The organism is Anaerococcus sp. Marseille-P3625 (assembly GCF_900232825.1).
Lineage (GTDB): Bacteria > Bacillota > Clostridia > Tissierellales > Peptoniphilaceae > Anaerococcus.
This window is the reverse complement of sequence record NZ_OCTP01000010.1, coordinates 590,710-607,542: the sequence shown is the minus strand read 5'-3', so window position 1 is coordinate 607,542 and position 16,833 is coordinate 590,710. Positions and strand designations below refer to the sequence as shown.

Annotated in this window: 14 protein-coding genes, 1 tRNA gene and 3 pseudogenes; 15 read left to right on the top strand and 3 right to left on the bottom strand. The window is 30.2% G+C overall.

The genetic code is table 11. The annotated features are described in order from the left end of the window. Nucleotides 1-179: 179 nt before the first annotated feature. The 3 genes and pseudogenes from CS884_RS10700 to CS884_RS04275 all read left to right on the top strand — a co-directional run. Nucleotides 180-1,178 (top strand): annotated as a pseudogene (locus CS884_RS10700) (catalase); the annotation flags it as partial. 15 nt (nucleotides 1,179-1,193) lie between these two features. Continuing rightward, nucleotides 1,194-1,733: a catalase-related domain-containing protein gene (locus CS884_RS10695; protein ID WP_219350575.1), complete on the top strand. Its 540-nt coding sequence runs from the start codon at nucleotides 1,194-1,196 to the stop codon at nucleotides 1,731-1,733. Between the two features lie 87 nt (nucleotides 1,734-1,820). Beyond that, nucleotides 1,821-2,060: a hypothetical protein gene (locus CS884_RS04275; RefSeq protein WP_099320831.1), complete on the top strand. Its 240-nt coding sequence runs from the start codon at nucleotides 1,821-1,823 to the stop codon at nucleotides 2,058-2,060. 155 nt (nucleotides 2,061-2,215) lie between these two features. Here the strand turns inward: CS884_RS04275 and CS884_RS10905 are convergent. Beyond that, nucleotides 2,216-2,332: pseudogene (locus CS884_RS10905) on the bottom strand (hypothetical protein); the annotation flags it as partial. A gap of 165 nt (nucleotides 2,333-2,497) precedes the next feature. Further along, on the bottom strand, nucleotides 2,498-3,148 hold the full coding sequence (locus tag CS884_RS04270; RefSeq protein WP_099320830.1) for an IS256 family transposase: 651 nt from the start codon (nucleotides 3,146-3,148) through the stop codon (nucleotides 2,498-2,500). A 237-nt stretch (nucleotides 3,149-3,385) separates the two neighbouring features. On the opposite strand from CS884_RS04270, the gene CS884_RS04265 reads away from it, so the two are divergent. The 9 genes and pseudogenes from CS884_RS04265 to CS884_RS04225 all read left to right on the top strand — a co-directional run bounded on the left by CS884_RS04265 (nucleotide 3,386) and on the right by CS884_RS04225 (nucleotide 12,488). Then, on the top strand, nucleotides 3,386-4,087 hold the full coding sequence (locus CS884_RS04265) for a CPBP family intramembrane glutamic endopeptidase (protein WP_099320829.1): 702 nt from the start codon (nucleotides 3,386-3,388) through the stop codon (nucleotides 4,085-4,087). Nucleotides 4,088-4,650: 563 nt separating this feature from the next. Beyond that, a complete protein-coding gene (locus CS884_RS04260; RefSeq protein ID WP_099320828.1) occupies nucleotides 4,651-5,820 on the top strand; it encodes a M20 family metallopeptidase in 1,170 nt (389 codons plus the stop codon). A 1,324-nt stretch (nucleotides 5,821-7,144) separates the two neighbouring features. Beyond that, entirely contained in the window at nucleotides 7,145-7,753 is a 609-nt protein-coding gene (locus tag CS884_RS04255; protein WP_099320827.1) for a class I SAM-dependent methyltransferase, read from the top strand. A 27-nt stretch (nucleotides 7,754-7,780) separates the two neighbouring features. Continuing rightward, nucleotides 7,781-8,406, top strand: a pseudogene (locus CS884_RS04250) (L-2-amino-thiazoline-4-carboxylic acid hydrolase). A 78-nt stretch (nucleotides 8,407-8,484) separates the two neighbouring features. Continuing rightward, nucleotides 8,485-9,426, top strand: coding sequence for an alpha/beta hydrolase (locus CS884_RS04245; RefSeq protein WP_099320826.1), 942 nt, complete (start codon nucleotides 8,485-8,487; stop codon nucleotides 9,424-9,426). Between the two features lie 8 nt (nucleotides 9,427-9,434). Then, on the top strand, nucleotides 9,435-9,932 hold the full coding sequence (locus tag CS884_RS04240; protein WP_099320825.1) for an isoprenylcysteine carboxylmethyltransferase family protein: 498 nt from the start codon (nucleotides 9,435-9,437) through the stop codon (nucleotides 9,930-9,932). 107 nt (nucleotides 9,933-10,039) lie between these two features. Beyond that, nucleotides 10,040-11,212, top strand: a complete 1,173-nt coding sequence (locus CS884_RS04235; RefSeq protein WP_099320824.1) for an iron-containing alcohol dehydrogenase — start codon at nucleotides 10,040-10,042, stop codon at nucleotides 11,210-11,212. Nucleotides 11,213-11,242: 30 nt separating this feature from the next. Further along, on the top strand, nucleotides 11,243-12,178 hold the full coding sequence (locus CS884_RS04230; RefSeq protein WP_143434409.1) for a serine hydrolase: 936 nt from the start codon (nucleotides 11,243-11,245) through the stop codon (nucleotides 12,176-12,178). Nucleotide 12,179: 1 nt separating this feature from the next. After that, nucleotides 12,180-12,488, top strand: coding sequence for a DUF4298 domain-containing protein (locus CS884_RS04225; RefSeq protein ID WP_099320822.1), 309 nt, complete (start codon nucleotides 12,180-12,182; stop codon nucleotides 12,486-12,488). A gap of 97 nt (nucleotides 12,489-12,585) precedes the next feature. Here the strand turns inward: CS884_RS04225 and CS884_RS04220 are convergent. Then, nucleotides 12,586-12,661, bottom strand: a tRNA-Thr gene (locus CS884_RS04220). A 98-nt stretch (nucleotides 12,662-12,759) separates the two neighbouring features. Between CS884_RS04220 and CS884_RS04215 the strand changes: the two genes are divergently transcribed. From CS884_RS04215 to CS884_RS04205, 3 genes are read left to right on the top strand one after another with little or no spacing between them, the layout of a single operon-like run. Continuing rightward, nucleotides 12,760-13,956 carry a hypothetical protein gene (locus CS884_RS04215; RefSeq protein WP_099320821.1) on the top strand — a complete coding sequence of 399 codons (1,197 nt, stop codon included), beginning with the start codon at nucleotides 12,760-12,762 and terminating at the stop codon, nucleotides 13,954-13,956. Between the two features lie 7 nt (nucleotides 13,957-13,963). After that, complete coding sequence (locus tag CS884_RS04210) at nucleotides 13,964-14,737, top strand: TraX family protein (RefSeq protein ID WP_099320820.1); 774 nt, start codon at nucleotides 13,964-13,966, stop codon at nucleotides 14,735-14,737. 8 nt (nucleotides 14,738-14,745) lie between these two features. Continuing rightward, on the top strand, nucleotides 14,746-16,827 hold the full coding sequence (locus CS884_RS04205) for a Tex-like N-terminal domain-containing protein (protein ID WP_099320941.1): 2,082 nt from the start codon (nucleotides 14,746-14,748) through the stop codon (nucleotides 16,825-16,827). Nucleotides 16,828-16,833 lie beyond the last annotated feature (6 nt).

The window sequence follows — 16,833 nt, the reverse complement described above, 5'->3', positions numbered from 1 at the left end:
GAAATGGTAATCCTGTAAAGGATAACGACAAGATTAAAGATCTAGAGAAAAATAAGGTTGATAACAAGGGTAAAGCTTTTACTACTAACAAGGGCCTTAAGATGGCATAAGATGAGTTTACACTTAAGGCTGGCAGTAGAGGACCTAGTCTTCTTGAAGATTTTCATTTTAGGGAAAAAATTATGCACTTTTATCATGAGAGGATTCCAGAAAGAATTGTCCATGCTCGTGGTGTGGGTGCTCATGGTATTTTTAAATCTACTAAGGATATGAGTGAGTATACAAAAGCATGTCTATTTTCAGGTCACAATAAACAAACTCCTCTATTTTCAAGGATATCTACTGTAGCAGGATTTAGAGGTTATACAGATACTCCTCGTGACGTACGTGGTTTTGCTATTAAATTTTATACAGAAGATGGAAACTACGATATAGCTGGTAATAATGTGCCAGTATTTATTATCCAAGACGCTATAAAGTTTCCTGATTTTGTTCATGCAGTAAAACCAGAGCCAGATACAGAAGTTCCTCAAGCCCAATCTGCTAACGATACTTTTTGGGATTTTGTAACAAGAAATCAAGAGTCAGCTCATATGGTTATGTGGCAAATGAGTGATAGGGCAATTCCTTTAAGTCTGCGTATGATTGATGGTTTTGCAGTTCATACCTTTAGATGGATAAATAAGAATGGCAAGGCAACCTTTGTTAGATATCAGTGGAATCCTCAATTAGGTGTTCACTCAAGAGTTTGGGATGAAACACTTAAAGTTTCTGGAAATGATCCTGATAGTCAAAGAAAAGATTTGTACGAAGCAATTGATGAAGGAAATTATCCAGTCTGGGATTTTTGCGTTCAGCTACTTCCAGAAGAAAAGGAACATGACTTCCCATTTGATATCCTAGATCCTACAAAGGTTTGGCCAGAAGAGTACATTCCTAAGATAAAAATCGGTGAAATGATTTTTAATAGAAATGTTGACAATTATTTTGCAGAAACAGAACAAGTTGCCTTTAATCCAGGAAATGTTATTCCAGGAATTGATTTTTCAAATGACCCTCTACTTTAAGGAAGACTTTTCTCCTACACAGATACCCAACTTCTAAAACTAGGTGGACCAAATTTTGCTCAAATACCTATCAATAGACCAATTTCTGAAGTTCACAACAACCAAAGAGATGGATGGCATCAACATATGATAAATAAGGGACCAGTTTCTTATATGAAATCATCTATTGATGACCAATCACCTTTCTATGAAAGTCCAGAAAATGGTGGATATGAACATTACCAAGAAAAAATAGATGCAGAAGTTATAAAGGCAAGAGATGATAGTTTTAGAGATCATTTCAGCCAAGCCACAGCATTTTATAAATCAATTAGTAAAGTAGGACAAAATCATATTATTAATGCGTCTTCATTTGAATTATCAAAAGTTAAAAGAGAAGAAATAAGACAAGATGTCGTAGATATGTTTGCAAATGTTGATAAAAAAATGGCAGAAGAAATAGCCAAAAATGTAGGATGTGAAAAACCTGATGCTGAACGTGGATTTGACCCTTCAGGATTAAAAGCAAAAAAAGAAGCTTTAAAAGTTAGAATGCCTGAATTTTCTCAAGAAAATACCATATTTAAGGTTGATACTTTAAAAGTTGGAATATATTCAGATGACGATGATGATTTTGATTTTAAATCTTTGGTTAAAAAAATAGAAGATAACAAAGCAAAGGCTTAAATTATCCAAGCTAATTTAAGTGAGACAAAAGATGGTCAAATTGTTAGCCACAGATATGCTACTGTTCATCCTGTATTAGAAGATGCAATGATTGTAGTTATTCCTAAAAAACCATCCACAGAATTTAGTAAAAATGTAAATGAATTTGTAAATGAAACTTTCAACCATTACAAACCTTTATGGATTATTGGAGATTCTTCTGGTATTCTTGATAAAAAACAAGAAAAAGCAGATGGAGTTATGGTTACAAAAGATGCTAAAGATACAAGTAAGTTTATAGAAAATCTAGGTAAACAAAGATTTTGGAACAGAGAAGGTTCAATTTAAACATTTATAGATAAGAGCTTAGTAATCGCTAAGCTCTTATTTTTATAGAATAGTTTTATTTAATCCTTAAAAAAATCAAGTCAAGTCCATAATATTGTGTAAAATTTACTAGAACAATATTTAGTATTTCATTCTAGTAAACAATTTAGAAGATGTTATCCAATCCTCATTGATATCAATGAGGTTTGGTCTCCAAAAGCCGACGAGCTGAATATTAATCTAATAACTGATTCTTGATTAGGGAATATCCTAATTACTTTTTCACGTCTTCTAACTTTTTAGTTTATTCTTTCTTGGCAATTGGTTGACCTAAGTCTACTATGAACCACTTCATTAGCTAGATATGCAAAAGCATCTTCAAATCCTTCATCTAAGGTGTTTAAAGAGTTTTGATATTTATTTTCGGTTTCGTATTTTAAGAAGATCTCATCTTTTATTTATCTTGCTAAGCCCATATCTTGGATTTTAAATAGTGTTTTGATATCAGTTCTAAATCCTTCAGTGTTTTTCTTTGGTACTTTTGATAGGATATTTCTTAAGAAATGTACATGACATCTTTGCCATATTACATTTAAGAATGTTTCCTTTATTGCTTTTACTAGGCCTTTGTGGGCATCTGATATTATCATTTTAAGTCCAGATAGTCCTCTAGCTTTTAAATATTCAAAGAAGTTTGACCATGAGTATTCACTTTCGCTATCGCTTAGGTCTAAGCCTATGATTTCTCTGTTTCCTTTTTCAGTTATTCCTATTGCAATATAGCGCGCTTTTGATACTACACGATTGTTTTCCCTTACTTTTATGTATACTGCATCTACAATTATATAGGGATACTTAGTAGCACTTAGGTCGCTATTTCTCCATAGTTTTACTTCTTCGTCTAGCTCTTTAGTTAGGGATGATACAAAGGATTTAGAATATTTTTTACCACACATATTTTCTATTACCTTGGATACTTTTCTTACTTGTACTCCTTGGACATACATTTCTAACATGGTTGCAAGTAGTGCTTTTTCATTTCTTTGATATCTTTCAAAAACCTCTGCACAGAATTTACCATCTCTTGTTCTAGTACACTTAGATTTAATGTTCTTATTTTTGTTGTATAGTCACGTTCATAGTAGCCTTAACGATAAGTACTTCTATACTGACTTTATCTTAATACGTAATAGCAAATATATTTATTAAGATATTTTGTAAGTAGATAGATAAAGTAAAATTTTTTTTACAAACTTGCTTTTAAATTTGATCTTATTATAGTAAATATATAGAAAAAACCAGAAATTTTATTGTATAAATTAATGAAAAATTAAAAGGGGTTAGAAATGTATCGAATTTATCAAAAAAATGAACTTAATTTTGCAATTTTTTGGATTGTCATTTACTGTTTGATTACTACTTCAATTAGGGGAAATTTTGGGGATGAAAGTTTCTTTATGCTCATCGGACTAATCTTTATTGCTTTTTCTATTACTTTTTTTATAAATAATCATAAACTTAAAGAAAAATATGGTCTTGATAAGTATCCAGAAAATTCCAAGAGATATTTGTACTTTATTCCAGTATGGATTCTTGTAACTGGCAATTTATGGGGTGGGCTTAATCTTGTTTATTCTGGGATTTCCCAGGTATGGTCTATTATTTCAATGCTTTTAATTGGATACATAGAAGAGATAATTTTTCGTGGTTTTTTATTTAAGGCTATTCTAGAAAAAGATGGGGCAAAAAAGTCTATCATAATTGTAGCTTTAACTTTTGGCATTGGTCATATTGTTAATCTATTTGCTGGCCAAGCGAGTCTAGAAACGATAGCTCAAGTATTTTTCGCCATTGCTTGGGGTTTTATAATGGTAGTTATTTTTTATAAAAGTAAGAGTTTAATTCCATGCATTATTGCACATGGATTGATAGATGCTTTTTCTAAATTTGGCGTAGAAGGTTCATTTTCTCAGTGGATTTATATAGTTGCGACAATTATAATTGCATTTTTTTACTGCAAATATTTGTTGAAACTTGAGGATAAATAAAATTTGGTATGGTTGAATTTACTTTTAATAATGTTTTAAATAATATAATAGGAAAAAACAAAGGGATTAGATTAATATAAATTTTGTCATGTATTATTTTTAGATAACAATAAATGAATTTAATCTTAGCTTGTTCTTATTACAAACAATAAAGATGATATAATATGGAATAATGTTAATAAATATATTCCCATATACGAGGTTTTTGAAAGAAATTAAATTTTATCCATACTGACCACTCAAGCCATGTGGAGAGTGTCGTGTTAATATCACGTGTTAAGGACTCATAGGCACTAGGGCCCGTTAAAGTTTATTTTAGAAACAGTGGTTTTAAAAGAAGATAAAATTATAATATTTGGAATCATATCTATCGCAGGTTTATAAGTTTCTGTGCCTACTATAAGCACTGCAACTGACCCGAGTGTAGGTGAAATTGCAAGCGTTGTGCTTGTACAAATTGTATTGACGCGGTGCTAACAATTATTATCACACCAATATTAACTGGAAAATATGCATAAAAACGCAATATAACAAAGAATAGTATAATTATGTAAGGAGGAATTATGACTAATTATTTTAAAGAAGCTTTGGAATACAAGAGTGAGCTGATTGAAAAAAGAAGAGCTTTACACCAAATTCCAGAAGTTGGACTAGATTTACCAAAAACAAAAGCATATGTAAAGGGCGAACTTGAAGGACTTGGCCTTGAAGTAAAAGAATACGGTTCTTCTGGTTTATCTACTCTTATTCAAGGTGAAAAAGGCCAAGGAAAATGCATTATGATTAGGGCAGACATGGATGCACTTCCAATGAATGAAGAAAGTGGTTTGCCATTTGCTTCAAGTGGAAATACTGCCCACACTTGTGGACACGACCTTCACTCTGCTATTGCCCTAACTGCTGCAAAAATTTTATTAGAAGAAAAGGCAAATTTCAAAGGTACAGTTAAATTTATGTTCCAACCAGCTGAAGAAATTTTCGCTGGATCTAGAATGATGATTGAAAATGGATTATTAGAAAATCCTAAAGTTGATAGGGCAATTGCACTTCACACCGCTCTTGATAGAGAAACAGGTTCAATTTGTTACAATGAAGGCTATATTGCTACAAGCTCAGATAACTTTAAAATTACAATTAAAGGTAAAGGCGGCCATGGTGCATATCCTCACACTACAATTGACCCAATAAATGTGGCTGTAAATATTTACACAAATTTCTTAGAGTTAATCGCCCGTGAATCTCCACCTCAAGAAACGAACACATTGACATTTGGGATGCTAAGTGCCGGCTCAAATTCAAATATTATTCCAGAAATTGCTGAAATGCAAGGAACACTTCGTTCATACAATCCGGAAGTTAGAAACAAATTAAAAACAAGAATGCTTGAAATTATCGAAGGTTTAAAGATTTCAACAAAAGCTGAAATAGATCTTGACTTCTTCACCGGAGTTCCAAGTCTTTATTCAGATCCAGAATTCACAAGAGAAATTGTGGGATATATAAAAAATAGTGATTTTGATGGCGAGCTCATTCCAGACACACAAGTAATGGCAAGCGAAGATATGGCTCTTGTAGCTGAAAAAGTTCCAACCGCATATTTCAATGTAAACTGCAAATTGCCAGGCAACAATTTTAGCCATCACAATCCTGGAGTAAATTTTGACGAGAATATGATGCCGATTGGGCTGGGACTAATGCTTACAGCCGTTGTCAACTGGCTAAACAACAACTAATTTGCTCCAACAGGTCAAAGTGTTGATAAAATAATTTCAAGCTTGAAATAGAAAATAAAAAAATGATGCTTGGAAATTATTAAAAGATTTCAATTCTGGTATCCAGAAATCATAGCTTTTGAACGCTTCTAGTATAAGTATGAAATAGACCATAAGAGGTTTTTGTTTCAACCAAAGCTTGGATCTTGGCTTAAAAAAGAAAAACAAAATGAATTAAAATAAGACTTAGATTCCTTTCGTGGATATAAAAGCTTAATTATAAGGAAAATAGAAAATTGATAAATACCAGATATGAGACTTCTGCAAAATTGTCTTAATTTATTCATACTGTAATTTCAAGAGATGTGGAGACTATAGCGTTGATACCAAAGAAATAATCTCAGTAATTCTGCATTTGTACTTTCAACAAGAGTAGCTTAAAAGGCTGCTCTTTTTTTTATTAAATAGGTTTCATTCTTCAAAAAATAAAATACTCATAAGCTAACTTTACATATTCTGTCTTATCCCTACTAACGATTGGACTAGTAAACGAAATGTTTACAGAAAAGAATAATGACGACTACAAATACAAAGAAGTAGCTACTCAAGATGATTTTGATGGATTCTTATTAAATAGGTTAATGGTATAGTAAAATCAAATAGTAATATTAATCTATAAGAGGAGTAAAGTCGTGAGATATAGTGATTTAAGTAAAGAAGAGTTGGAGTTTTCAATAAAGGGCAATCTCTAGAAGAATATAAGTCTGATATTAAAAGATGGTTGATGTTATGTCCTTGGAAATATTCTTCAAAGCTTGCTGATGACACTATTGAATTCTATAGTACTTATATTTCCTTAGCTTATTTTAATGAAGAGCCTATTGTGAGTATCGCCTGTGATATAGGATATTGTTGTGGCTAAAATAAGTATGCGATTAAATTAAGCATCTATCAAAAAATGATAGGTGCTTTTCTTTTGTGTAAAATTCATTAAGCAGAGATATAGGTGATATGTGTTAACTAAAAAGAATTTAGGCAGTCAAGTCTTTAAAAATTATCTTTTGAGGTTCCAGCTTTAAAAGTGGACGATAGTTAATAATTTTATACGAATATTTTCAGATTACAAAAAATGTAGAAAAAAAATTTTCATTAAAGCTTAAATGGCTAATCGACACAAATATAGCTTTTTATAGAACAATAAGAGTTATAAATGATAGATATGAATTCATTAAGGTGTTTAGATATTGATAATTTATAAAAAGTGCACATTTTTACTAAAAATATTTAATTTTAAAAGTAAACATGATATAATATAATTGATAATCAGTATCAATGGGAGGAGGAAATGTTTAAGAGTTTTTTTGAAAATTTTAGAAAGCCGAAAGACAATTTTGGCGGAAGATTTATGTTAAAAAGTATGAATAGTGGTCATGAGAAATTAGCTAAGTGGGGAAGATCTTACTTAAATATTGATAAAGATTATACTGTATTAGATTTGGGCTGTGGTGGTGGAGCCAACATAGAATATTTTTTAACTAAAGCAAAAAAAGTTTACGGAATTGACCACTCAGAAACAAGTGTAAAAATGTCAAGTGAGATAAATAAAGAAGCGATTGAGTCAGGAAGATGCGAGATTTTTCTGGGAGATGTAAAGAATCTTCCTTTCGAAGATGAATCTATAGATATCGTCACTGCTTTTGAAACTATATATTTTTGGAATGAAATAGAAGAATGTTTTAAAGAAATTTATCGTGTGCTTAAAAAGGGCGGACAATTTTTAATATGCAATGAAGTATCATCTATGAAAAGAAGAGATGTAAAAAAATTAGCGCATATGATAGAAATGGAAGTATACACACCCGACGACTTAACAAAAATGCTTGAAAAATTGGGCTTTAATTGTCAATATCATTTGGACAGAAAAAAACAAGTCGTTTTCATCGCAAGAAAATAGATAAGATAAAGAAAGGCAAAGGATAAAATGAAATATCACAGTTTTTATTTCTATCAGTTTCAACATCCTATGAAAAAAGTTTTGGTGGAAAAATATGGAAAGGAGTATGCCAAGAATATCCTCAAAAAAAGCAAAATAATTTATCGAAAACTAGTAGAAGAAGCAGATGATATCGGCAATGATAATCCCATGGCATACAATGAGATGTTCGCTCTTGTATTTGTTGCACCATATTTAGCAAGTGAAAAAGAAATTGCACCAGAACCATCCAGGAAATGATGCGTCGCTCTCTGTATTTTGTCAAATGGTTTTTTTCATTAACTAATCTAAATACTAAGAGAGGAAAAGAAGCCAATAAGAAAAATATAGTTAAGTATTATAAATGGTATACAGAAGAAAAAGAAAAACTCTATCCCACATCATTTAAGGTCGATTTTGAGGGAGAACCATATGAGGGCGCTTGTTATTACAGAATTACTCGTTGTCCTATTTGTACATACACTAAAAAGCTTGGGGTACATGAATTAATGCCGCTATTCTGTGAATTGGATGAGCTTATGATAAGTCTTCAACATGGAGTTTTACATAGAAAAGGCACGATAGCAAATGGAGCAGATTTTTGCGACTATTTCATTACAGGAGATAGAGAATAAATCTGGGTTATAAGAGTATGATATGCGCGTTAATTTAAGAAACTAAGATCGATAAGTTATTTAAGGGAGTGAAATAAAATGAGTTTAACCTATAAAATTGCATCATCAATAGTAAGACTTATCGGAGTCAAAAAAATGTTTTTAAAGAACAAAGAAGAGATGCTAGAGTACGCAAAGAAAGAAAACGCAAAGGCGGTATTTGATTTAGATAAGGCAAGGAAGAGAGCCGAGAGAAAAAAATACTATCTCATTGTAAGAGATGTAATGGGTTACAGGCTCCTTTCATATCAAAAAAATCAAACGCCCGCCGACGGTACAGTTCTTTATCTATTTGGCGGAGGAATGATTACACAACCGAATAAACTGGATTTTAAATTATCGGAAAGAATAATGCAACAAACCGGAAAAGATGTATGGTTTTTATTTTATCCACTTTGTTCAGAAGATGTAAAGATAGATAAGACATATGAAGTATCATTTGAAACCTATAGACTTATGACCCAAACATATAGGGCAGAAAACATAAGTGTCCTTGGATTTTCATCAGGAGCTTGTCTATCACTAGGGATTTTTCTAAATAATAATGCTTTAGGAAGACCGCTTCCAATGCCAGGCAAGATTATTTCAGTTTCTCCGGGAGGAATTCCGGATGTAACTGTCGATGAGAACAAAGAAATTTGGGAGAAATTAAAAGAACTTAACCACAATGACATAATGATTGAACCTACGTATATTAAAACTGCAAGAGAAATCTCAAAAGGAGATAAAGACATACCTGAATATATGCTTGACGGAACGGTGGGAGATTTTACCGACTTTCCGAAAACATATTTTTATTACGGCGAAAATGAATGCCTCTATGCCTTTGCTGACGAATTTAAAAAAGCAATGGAAAAATATCATGTTCCATATGAAATTATTGTAGGCAAGGGAATGTGTCATTGTTATCCATTGGTAAGATTTTTTAGAGAAGGAAGAAATGCACAAGATGAAATTATTGAATTGTTAAAACAATATTAGAGAAGAAAATGAAATCGGAAGAATTTAAAATGCCTTCATTTGGCGTTGGACCTATATATGTAATTACTTGTTTAATTCTTACAATATTAGGAATATGCCTTCATCTTAGAGGATATCTAAACCTAGGAGAACTAAGGCAAGGTAAAATATTTTTTATTATTGTGGGAATATTATTAATGCTTTTAGGCATATACTTATGGATACAAGCAGTAATAATTCAGAAAATAAATAAAAAAGTTACAGAAAAAAAGTTGATAACAACAGGAGTATACAGCATAGTAAGAAATCCCGTTTATTCAGCATTTATATTTATATTCACAGGTCTACTTTTATTTACAGCAAACTATATTTTATTAATACTGCCATTAGTATTTTGGGCTTTTTTAACAATATTAATGAAAAATACAGAAGAAAAATGGTTAAAAAATGAATTTGGCAAAGAATATGAAGAATATTTAAAAGAAGTAAACAGAGTAATACCTCGGGTTAGAAGAAAAAGAAATTAATTTTATTTTAGCATCTGCGAAAGTAGATGCTTTTTTTCTTGCTTATTTTTACTGGAAATAGGGTAGAAATTAAAAGATAAAGGTAATTTTACAATTAAGGAGAGTTTATGAAAGATTTTACATTTGACATTTCAACAAAGATTTTATTTGGCAAAGACCAACTTAAAAATTTAGCAGGAGAGATAAAAAAATACGGAAATAAAGTGCTTTTAGTTTATGGACAAAAAAGCATAAAAAAAATTGGTCTTTATGATCAAATAATAAAAACATTTTCTGAAAATTCGATTGAATATTTCGAGTTGGAAGGAATTATTCCAAATCCAAGAATAGATAAAGTTCGTCAGGGTGTTAAGATAGCTAAAGAAAATAAAATCGACTTCATACTTGCTGTCGGTGCTGGTTCTGTAATCGATACTGCAAAACTTGTTGCAGCTGGAGCTTTGATTGAAAATGACCCTTGGGATATTGTAATTGGCAAAGCAAAAGTAGAAAACGCACTTCCTATTGGAAGTATCCTAACACTTGCAGCAACTGGTTCTGAGATGGATACATCTTCTGTAATCACCAATGAAGAAACTTCCCAAAAATTGGGTTGGGGTTCAGAATTTGTAAGACCAAAATTTGCAATTATGAATCCAGAATACACTTATACTGTAAATTCTTACCACACGGCAGCTGGAACAGCTGATATTATGAGTCACACCATGGAAAATTATTTCTCTTTAAATGACGGATGTTATTTGCAAGATAGATTTTCTGAAGGAGTATTAAAAACTTGTATAAAATATGGGCCAATAGCAATAAAAGATCCAGAAAATTACGAAGCTCGCGCTAATTTGATGTGGGCAAATTCCTGGGCAATAAATGGCTTATTGGATGCTGGAAAATCAACTGCTTGGTCAGTTCATGCGATGGAACATGAATTATCAGCACTAAGAGATATAACCCACGGTGTAGGACTAGCAATTTTAACTCCATATTGGTTGGAATATTGTTTAGATGATCAAACTAGTGAAAAAATTGCCGAATTTGGCTACAATGTATTTAACTTAGAAAAAAGCGAATCAACCAATGAAGATGCAAAAAAAGCCATTGAAGCTCTAAGAGAATTTTTCTCATCTATTGGAATCCCTACAAAGCTTAGAGATGAATCATTTAGAGAAGAAGATTTACCAATCATGGCAAAAAATTGCATGAATAATAGAAAAACTCCAGAAATAAATGGATTTAAACATTTATTAGAAGAAGATGTCTTAAACATCTATAAAAAAGCCTTTTAACAATTTGGATAAATATTGAATTTAAAAATTATGGAAAATATTGAAAAATTTGCAAAACAAATAATCGAAAATAAAAATTCAGCAGAAAGTTTGATAATATATGAGAATAATTCGGATTATATTTTAGATCTAGCAAATGATAAGGTCTTTGATGTTAGATCCATATCAAAAACTGTCCTCTCTTTAGCATGTGGGATATTAATTGATAAAACATCTGGCGAATTTTCATTGGAAACTGAAATTTTTCCTATTATTAAAGATAAAATCAATTTAACCAATAAGAAAAATTTAAAAAATCTCAAAGAAGTCAAAGTAAAACACTTACTGACACATACTACTGGATATAGAGATTTGTTGCTTTTTTCCAAGGATTTAAAAGAAAGTGACTATGATAATCTTTTTGATTATTGCATTAACTATCCACTTTATTATAAGCCTGGAAAAGAATTTTTGTATTCTAATGCTGGATATTATTTGCTTTCCGCAACTATGGAAGAATATTTAGAATATGATCTTTTTGATTTTATAAATGAGGATTTGCTTGTTCCCTTGGATATAAAAGATAGATCTTGGGGAAAATATGGAAAATATCTAGCAGGTGCTACAAAAATAAAATTAAACGCCTATGACATGCTAAAAATTGGCAAGCTTATAGCAAATAATGGAATATTTAATGGTAGAAAAATTATTGATAAATCATATGTAGATCTAATGCAAAAGCCAATAGAAAAAAATACCAATGAAAATCAAAGAAAATTTTTGTCAGAAGATTATTATGGCTTGGGGATTTGGATTTCTGATAAAAATACTATTTTTGCATCAGGAACTGGTGGACAATTAATTGTTTTTTTGAAAAATTTGGATATAATAATTGTTGCCACAAATAGTGGATCTTTGAGCAAAGCTCATAAGATAAAAGAAGATATTGACCAAATAATAGAAAAAATTTACGAAATAAGAGGATAAAATGAATTACGAACACATTAAAGATTATACAAAAATCTACGAAGACCATATCAAAATCACAGAAAATTTAAGACAAGCCTTGGAAAAATTTAAAAACCACCAAAAAGAATTAGAAAAATTGGAAAAATATTATTATTCTAAGGATTTTATGGATGATTTTGATGCTTCAAACGAAGGTAAAATTCCAGAAGATATAAACCAAGGAATTTTAACAGAAGATGCAATTTACGATCTTTTGGGCGATAATTATTATATGGCAAAAGATTTGCTTGACTTGGCAAATTATATAATACAAGATAAGGATAATTAGGAAAAGATTTAATAAAAAAAATAAAATTTTGAAAATTCAAAATGAAATTGTTTTTAAAACAAGAAAGACCTAGATTAAATCTAGGTCTTTTAAATTTTGGAGCTTCAAACAGGAATTGAACCTGCAACCTACGGTTTACGATACCGTTGCTCTGCCAATTGAGCTATTGAAGCATATTTTTTATTATACTTTCTTTTATAATTAATCCAAAAATATTAAAAATAAATTTGTAAGCTTAAACGAATTTGATATAATTATACAAGGAGTTATTATGGATTATTCTTTTATTTTAAGACAATTACAAGCAATACCTACTAATAATTATATGATTTACATAGGATTGGGCTTAATTATCTTATTTTTGCTTATATTTTTGATATCAAAAACCTTTAGAAAAACAGGACTTTTACTGCTAATTTTTGCCTTTGGCATAGACTATACAATAAAAAAATTACCATTTAATATCTATGATAATTATCCACAAGTTTATAATGGGGTGACTGTACTTTATGTATTGGGATTTCTAGTATTTTTTGTAAAAGTATTTAAAATGCTAGTAAAAAAAGAAAGTCTTAGTGAAGAAAAAGAAGTAGTTAAGAAATCAAAACTTAAGGACTTTTTGAATTTTTCTGGAATATCACCTTTCATGCTAATGCTTGTGATAAATATTTTAAATTACAAGAATTTTATTCCCAAAGATATTATTAGATTAGCAACGTCTATAAGTTTTTTGTATATGGTTTTCAAAACGACTTACTCTACCTATAAATATTTATCAAATAAGGATAATATATTAATAAATGAAAAAATGAATTTTAAAGAGATCAAAGATTTCTTAAATGAAGATGAAAAAGAAAAAAAATCTCCTAGTCAGTCCAAAAATCAGGGTAGAAGGATCAGAAAAAGTGAATTTAGCAAAAATGACGATGATCCAACAGATACCATAGACAGCAAAAAAATTAAGGAGGAACTCCTTAAATCAAAAATTGACGACAAAGAAGAAAAAATAGAAGTTCCAATAAATAAAATTAAGGAAGATGAATTTATTAATAAATTATCTAATACTGACCTACTAAAGATAATTTCAATGGATTCAGAAGATTATATCAACCTAAGTACAATGACAATTACCAATTTATCCACTAAAGAAAAACTTTCTTATACTAGTGATAAGGCTAAATTTAAGATCCAAGAAAATGATCAATACAAAATCGACTTGGAATTTAAAACTTTTAATGAATACGATTATGGTAGATTTATTGATATTTTAATACAATATGCCAAAGATAAAGATGCTTATAAGTTTGAACTAGAAATTTCGCCAAAAACTAAGCCTTTTAGCAAAGTTGTATTTTTTGACCCATCAAATATCTTTGATATTGATCAAATGGATTATGCAAATGTTGGAGGCAAGAATATAAGCATGAATTTTCCTAAATATAAAATAAACTTTATTTCAGGCAATTAGGTGAATTATGGAAATTATAAATTTAAAATCAAAAGAAGAATACAAAAAAGTCTGGCTTAGAGATAGGAATTTTCTTACAGGCGGACAAATCAAAATAATAGCAATTATTGCCATGTTTTTATCTCACCTTGCTCAAAGTGATTTTCTCTATTTACTTGGAGAAAAATATTGGATGCTTGCTGATATATTTGTCTTTATCGGTAGAATTTCTATGCCAATTTTTTGTTTTTTTACAGTGCAAGCTGTAATTTATAGCTCGGATATAAAAAAATATTTTTTAAGGATGTTAATTTTTGCTCTAATCTCAGAAATCCCCTTTGATTTGGCATTAAATGATTCCTTATTTTACTTTGGAAGCCAAAATGTAATTTTTACCTTGCTTATTGGAGCATTAACCATATTTGCCATAGAAAAAGTTTTTCAATCAGAGAAAAATGACATTATCAAAATAATTATAATAATTTTTATAAGTCTTGTCGGAATGGCTCTTGGAAATATTTTAAAAACAGATTATAGTTATAAGGGTGTATTGGCGATAGTTTTGATATATCTAACAAGAAATAGTAAAATTTCTACGGCTATTGCTCTTTTCGTTGGATTTTTCTTCGAATTAGAAGTATGGGGTTATGTTATCGAAATGACCTATGGTTTTGTCTATTTATCAATCCCACTACTTATGTTATATAATGGCAAAAAAGGCAAAGAAAGCAAATGGCTATTTTACATATTTTATCCAGCCCATTTGTTGTTAATTTATTTTTTGAAGTTGTTTATTTTATAAAGGAAATTATGGATATAGTAAATATTTTAGCTGAAGATTTAAAAATCGAAGCAAGTAAAATTGAAAATGTAATAGAACTTTTGGATGAAGGCTCAACTGTAGCTTTTATTGCAAGATATAGAAAAGAAAAAACCGGTAATCTTACTGATGTTGAAGTAAGAGAAATCGAAAAAAATCTTAATAAATTAAGAAATATAGAAAAAAGACAAGAAGAGATTATAAGTGCTTTGGAAAATTCAGGTAACTTAACTGATGAATTAAAAGCAAAAATTTTAGAGACAAATTCCCTAACTTTGTTAGAAGATATTTATAATCCCTATAAGAAAAAAAGAAAAACTCGTGCCGATATGGCAAAAGAATTGGGACTTGAGCCACTATTTGCTTATCTTTTTTCTAAGGCAAAAGACGAAGATGACGCAATTAACTTTGCAAAAGAGTTTGTAAACGAGGACATAGAATCGCCAGAGCTTGCAATTGAAAAAGCTCTTGATATTATGGCAGAAGATATAAATAACAACCTAGATGCTAGAAATATCGTAAGACGTGATGGCTTTATGAGGGCAAGAATTCTTGTAAGCAATAAAGAAGATGAAAAAAATCTATACGAACCCTATCATGATTTTAATAAAAAAATAAAAGATCTTAAGGCTTACCAAACTCTTGCCATAAATCGTGGAGAAAAAGAAGGAGCTTTAAGCGTAAAACTTGAATTTTCTGATGAATATAATAAAAAACTTATAAGCAATTTATATCAAACAGATAATTCCTATCAAAAAGAATTATTAGATATTTGTATAAACGATGCTTACAAAAGATTAATTCTACCGTCAATTTCTACTGAAATGAGAAATAATATTACAGAAATTGCTGAAGATGAATCAATCAAAGTTTTTTCTAAGAATTTAAAACCTTATTTATTACAAAGACCAATAAAAAGCAAGGTTGTTATGGGCCTTGACCCAGGTTATAGAACTGGATGCAAAGTTGCAGTAGTAGATAGCAACGGGAAATATTTAGACCAAGCGGTAATTTACCCGGTAATTCCTCACAAAAAAGAAAAAGAAGCTTTAGAAATACTTACAAATCTTATTAAAAAACATGGAGTAAATTTAATAGCTCTTGGCAATGCAACTGCAAGTCGTGAAACAGAAATTTTTGTAAATAAGCTTATTGAAAGTTTAGATGAAAAAATTTCTTATGCAATTGTAAATGAAGCTGGGGCGTCAGTTTATTCTGCATCAAGCCTTGGAGAAGAAGAATTTCCAGATTTGGATGTAACAATCAGAGGAGCAATTTCTATGGCTCGTAGGCTTCAAGATCCAATGGCAGAACTTGTAAAAATTGAGCCAAAACACATAGGCATCGGCCAATACCAGCACGACTTAAATGAAAAGAAATTGGACAATGAACTTTCAAAAGTTGTGGAAGATTCTGTAAATGAGGTTGGAGTAAGCATAAATAACGCTTCTTACAAGTTATTATCATACGTTTCTGGTCTAAACTTAACTTTAGCAAAAAGAATTGAAGAAGACTTCAAAGAAGGCAAATTAATTTATAGGAAAGACCTAAAAAAAGTTAAAGGTCTTGGGGATAAAACCTATAAATTAGCAGCAGGATTTTTAAGATTTCCTGATTCACCAGAAATTTTAGATAATACATCAGTACACCCTGAAAGTTATAAAATTGCCAAAGAAATAATAAATTACGATCTTGATGATATAAATTTAGAAGAAATTAGCGAAAAATTAGAAGTTGGATTGCCAACTCTAAAAGATATTATCGATGAATTAAAAAAGCCTGGAAGAGATCCAAGAGATGATAACCCAGAAGTTTTAACAAAATCAGAAATTATGACAATAGACGATTTAAAAATTGGAGATAAAATTTCTGGAAAAGTTAGAAACATAACGGATTTTGGTGCTTTTGTCGATATTGGTGTTGGAATTGATGGACTTATTCATATATCAAATATGAGTGATAAATTTATAAAAAACCCAAACGAAGTTTTGACAAATTCAGATATTGTCGAAGTAAAAGTTATTGAAATAGACAAAGAAAAAGAAAGGATAGGTTTATCCCTAAGGGATTAAAAAAAT

What these genes read in the sequence shown, in the direction of transcription:
- CS884_RS10695 (WP_219350575.1), top strand. Translation starts at nt 1,194, where the DNA reads ATGATAAATAAGGGACCAGTTTCTTATATGAAATCATCTATTGATGAC.
- CS884_RS04275 (WP_099320831.1), top strand. Translation starts at nt 1,821, where the DNA reads ATGATTGTAGTTATTCCTAAAAAACCATCCACAGAATTTAGTAAAAAT.
- CS884_RS04265 (WP_099320829.1), top strand. Translation starts at nt 3,386, where the DNA reads ATGTATCGAATTTATCAAAAAAATGAACTTAATTTTGCAATTTTTTGG.
- CS884_RS04260 (WP_099320828.1), top strand. Translation starts at nt 4,651, where the DNA reads ATGACTAATTATTTTAAAGAAGCTTTGGAATACAAGAGTGAGCTGATT.
- CS884_RS04255 (WP_099320827.1), top strand. Translation starts at nt 7,145, where the DNA reads ATGTTTAAGAGTTTTTTTGAAAATTTTAGAAAGCCGAAAGACAATTTT.
- CS884_RS04245 (WP_099320826.1), top strand. Translation starts at nt 8,485, where the DNA reads ATGAGTTTAACCTATAAAATTGCATCATCAATAGTAAGACTTATCGGA.
- CS884_RS04240 (WP_099320825.1), top strand. Translation starts at nt 9,435, where the DNA reads ATGAAATCGGAAGAATTTAAAATGCCTTCATTTGGCGTTGGACCTATA.
- CS884_RS04235 (WP_099320824.1), top strand. Translation starts at nt 10,040, where the DNA reads ATGAAAGATTTTACATTTGACATTTCAACAAAGATTTTATTTGGCAAA.
- CS884_RS04230 (WP_143434409.1), top strand. Translation starts at nt 11,243, where the DNA reads ATGGAAAATATTGAAAAATTTGCAAAACAAATAATCGAAAATAAAAAT.
- CS884_RS04225 (WP_099320822.1), top strand. Translation starts at nt 12,180, where the DNA reads ATGAATTACGAACACATTAAAGATTATACAAAAATCTACGAAGACCAT.
- CS884_RS04215 (WP_099320821.1), top strand. Translation starts at nt 12,760, where the DNA reads ATGGATTATTCTTTTATTTTAAGACAATTACAAGCAATACCTACTAAT.
- CS884_RS04210 (WP_099320820.1), top strand. Translation starts at nt 13,964, where the DNA reads ATGGAAATTATAAATTTAAAATCAAAAGAAGAATACAAAAAAGTCTGG.
- CS884_RS04205 (WP_099320941.1), top strand. Translation starts at nt 14,746, where the DNA reads ATGGATATAGTAAATATTTTAGCTGAAGATTTAAAAATCGAAGCAAGT.